Origin of the sequence: Xanthomarina spongicola (genome assembly GCF_003148645.1) — a bacterium.
Lineage (GTDB): Bacteria > Bacteroidota > Bacteroidia > Flavobacteriales > Flavobacteriaceae > Xanthomarina > Xanthomarina spongicola.
Genome location: NZ_QGGP01000023.1, coordinates 1 through 2112 on the forward strand (window position 1 = coordinate 1; position 2112 = coordinate 2112).

Annotated in this window: 4 protein-coding genes; all 4 read left to right on the forward strand. The window is 33.4% G+C overall.

Going from position 1 to position 2112, the window contains the following annotated elements:
* The first annotated feature begins 172 nt into the window (after positions 1 to 172).
* The 4 genes from LX78_RS14640 to LX78_RS14655 all read left to right on the forward strand — a co-directional run bounded on the left by LX78_RS14640 (position 173) and on the right by LX78_RS14655 (position 1999).
* A complete protein-coding gene (locus LX78_RS14640; protein ID WP_109683521.1) occupies positions 173 to 517 on the forward strand; it encodes a type II toxin-antitoxin system RelE/ParE family toxin in 345 nt (114 codons plus the stop codon).
* A 1-nt stretch (position 518) separates the two neighbouring features.
* The gene (locus tag LX78_RS14645; RefSeq protein WP_109683522.1) at positions 519 to 809 is read left to right on the forward strand and encodes a helix-turn-helix domain-containing protein; all 291 of its coding nucleotides are present in this window, start codon (positions 519 to 521) and stop codon (positions 807 to 809) included.
* A gap of 147 nt (positions 810 to 956) precedes the next feature.
* Positions 957 to 1412 (forward strand): hypothetical protein, encoded by a 456-nt coding sequence (locus LX78_RS14650; RefSeq protein WP_109683523.1) that lies wholly within the window; start codon positions 957 to 959, stop codon positions 1410 to 1412.
* A gap of 155 nt (positions 1413 to 1567) precedes the next feature.
* Positions 1568 to 1999 carry a hypothetical protein gene (locus tag LX78_RS14655; protein ID WP_109683524.1) on the forward strand — a complete coding sequence of 144 codons (432 nt, stop codon included), beginning with the start codon at positions 1568 to 1570 and terminating at the stop codon, positions 1997 to 1999.
* The last annotated feature ends 113 nt before the right edge of the window (positions 2000 to 2112 follow it).

Below are 2112 nucleotides of genomic sequence, written 5' to 3' on the forward strand. Positions count from 1 at the left end.
GGAAAGTCCTCGCAAATTTGCTATCTTCGGTTTACGGCGGAAAATCCTCGCGGATTTTCACGCAACGAAACCATAGCCAAACCGTTGTAAAACATACGGAAGAAAAATTCTGCACATCAAAAAACTTCTATCTGAATTTTGAAATTAGTAACTTTTAAGTTACATTTGTGAAATGAATAAAGTCAGAGAAGTAATAGCATATAAACATTATTTTGAGGAATTTCTTTTGGCTCAACCGATTAAAGTTCAGGACAAAATATATAAAGTCGTTGAAATAATTGAAACGTACGAAAGAGTTCCATCTAATTATCTAAAAGCAATTACTGGTACAAACGGACTTTATGAAGCAAGAATAAAACTTGGCTCGAATATTTGGCGAGTTTTTTGCTTCTTCGACAAAGGAAAACTTGTCATTCTTTTAAATGGATTTCAAAAAAAGACACAGAAAACACCAAAAAAAGAAATTGACAAAGCGTTGAATTTAATGGAATCGTATTACAAAGAAAAAAACAAATAAAATGGAAACTAAAAGCTGGAAAGAAATAAAAGATTCTGTTTATGGAAAAAAAGGAACAGAACGCAGAGATGAACTTGACAGAGATTTCGAGTCTTTTAAAATTGGACTGCTTTTAAGAAAAGCCAGAGAAGATAAAAATCTGACCCAAGAACAACTCGGAGAATTGGTTGACAAAAAACGGACTTATATTTCGAGAGTGGAGAACAATGGAAGCAATTTAACGTTAAAGACACTTTATGACATTGTTGAAAAAGGACTTGGCGGAAAAGTTAAAATATCAATCGAAGTATAAAAAAGTACGTTTTACAACAATGGCTATAAGTAATTGCTTGTTCTCGCCTACTTCTGAAAATCCGCGAGGATTTTCAGATTGGTGTGTACTTGCAAACTTAAGTCTTAACCCACGCAACTACTCATAGCCGAGACCGTTGTACACAATATGAATACACTGCCAAGAGGAATAACTGGATTTTGGAAAATGGGACAAAGTGGAATCCCTGAAACTGACAAATCTCTTATTGAAAAATTGGTTAACTCTTTTAAAAGTGATTCGGATTTTTGGAAAGTTAGACTTATTGAACAACAAGCAGATAATAATTTTTATTTATTGTTATTATCTGATAAAAATGGAAATCATAAAGTCGGAATCAATACAACTTATCCGTTTTATTGTGGAATTAAAAGCCTTGAAGATTGGGAAACTGTTGAGTTTTGCGATTTACCAAAATACATTACTGAATTAATACCAAATGATTTTACCGAGTTACAGACTAATTTTTTAAACGAACCTTTAAAATCGAAACATATAACTGCTCTTAATAAAGCAGAATTGGAACAAATTAAATATTGGAAAACGGAAAAAGTTGGTAATGTGATTTTTAATAAGTATGACTGACAAAATACTGTGTACAACAATGTATAACCGCAATTACGGCGGATTCGACTACGTCCGAATCCACTCGGAATTGCTAACGCCAGTTCTAAACCGAAAAACATTATCTTTAATCCCGTAACTGACGGTTATACGAGACCGTTGTGGTTAATTTAAAAATGAGGAACTTATCAATATATTTCTTGCTGATTTTTACACTTTTAAGCTGTAAAGAAAACGTAATTAATGGAATTGAAATTGGACAAGATTTATATGTTGGACAATCACTCGAACAAAATAGAAAACTATCGGAATTGATTACTCGAATGCTAAATAAAGAATCCGATGCTTTTACGGAATTGACTGAATTTTGGTGTGGTGGCGGAGCTGGTTGTTATGATTTAGGTTATGTATTGACCCAAATAATTTACCGAATTGGAGAAGACGATTTTGCAAAAATTTTGAGAGAAATACCAAAATCGAAACAAAATGAAATCGAAGGATTAATTGCAGTCGGACTTGAATATGGAGATAACGACTTCGACGGAAAAATGGACGATAAAAGAATGGAAACGGAATTTCCAAAACTGACTGAAATACTGAATAAATAAAAAACTAACCACAACACTGGCTATAGTTCATTGCTTCTGACTTTCCTCGCGGAAAGTCCTCGCAAATTTGCTATCTTCGGTTTACGGCGGAAAATCCTCGCGGATTTTCACGC

Coding starts and splice junctions, on each gene's coding strand:
- LX78_RS14640 (WP_109683521.1), top strand. CDS start 173: ATGAATAAAGTCAGAGAAGTAATAGCATATAAACATTATTTTGAGGAA.
- LX78_RS14645 (WP_109683522.1), top strand. CDS start 519: ATGGAAACTAAAAGCTGGAAAGAAATAAAAGATTCTGTTTATGGAAAA.
- LX78_RS14650 (WP_109683523.1), top strand. CDS start 957: ATGAATACACTGCCAAGAGGAATAACTGGATTTTGGAAAATGGGACAA.
- LX78_RS14655 (WP_109683524.1), top strand. CDS start 1,568: ATGAGGAACTTATCAATATATTTCTTGCTGATTTTTACACTTTTAAGC.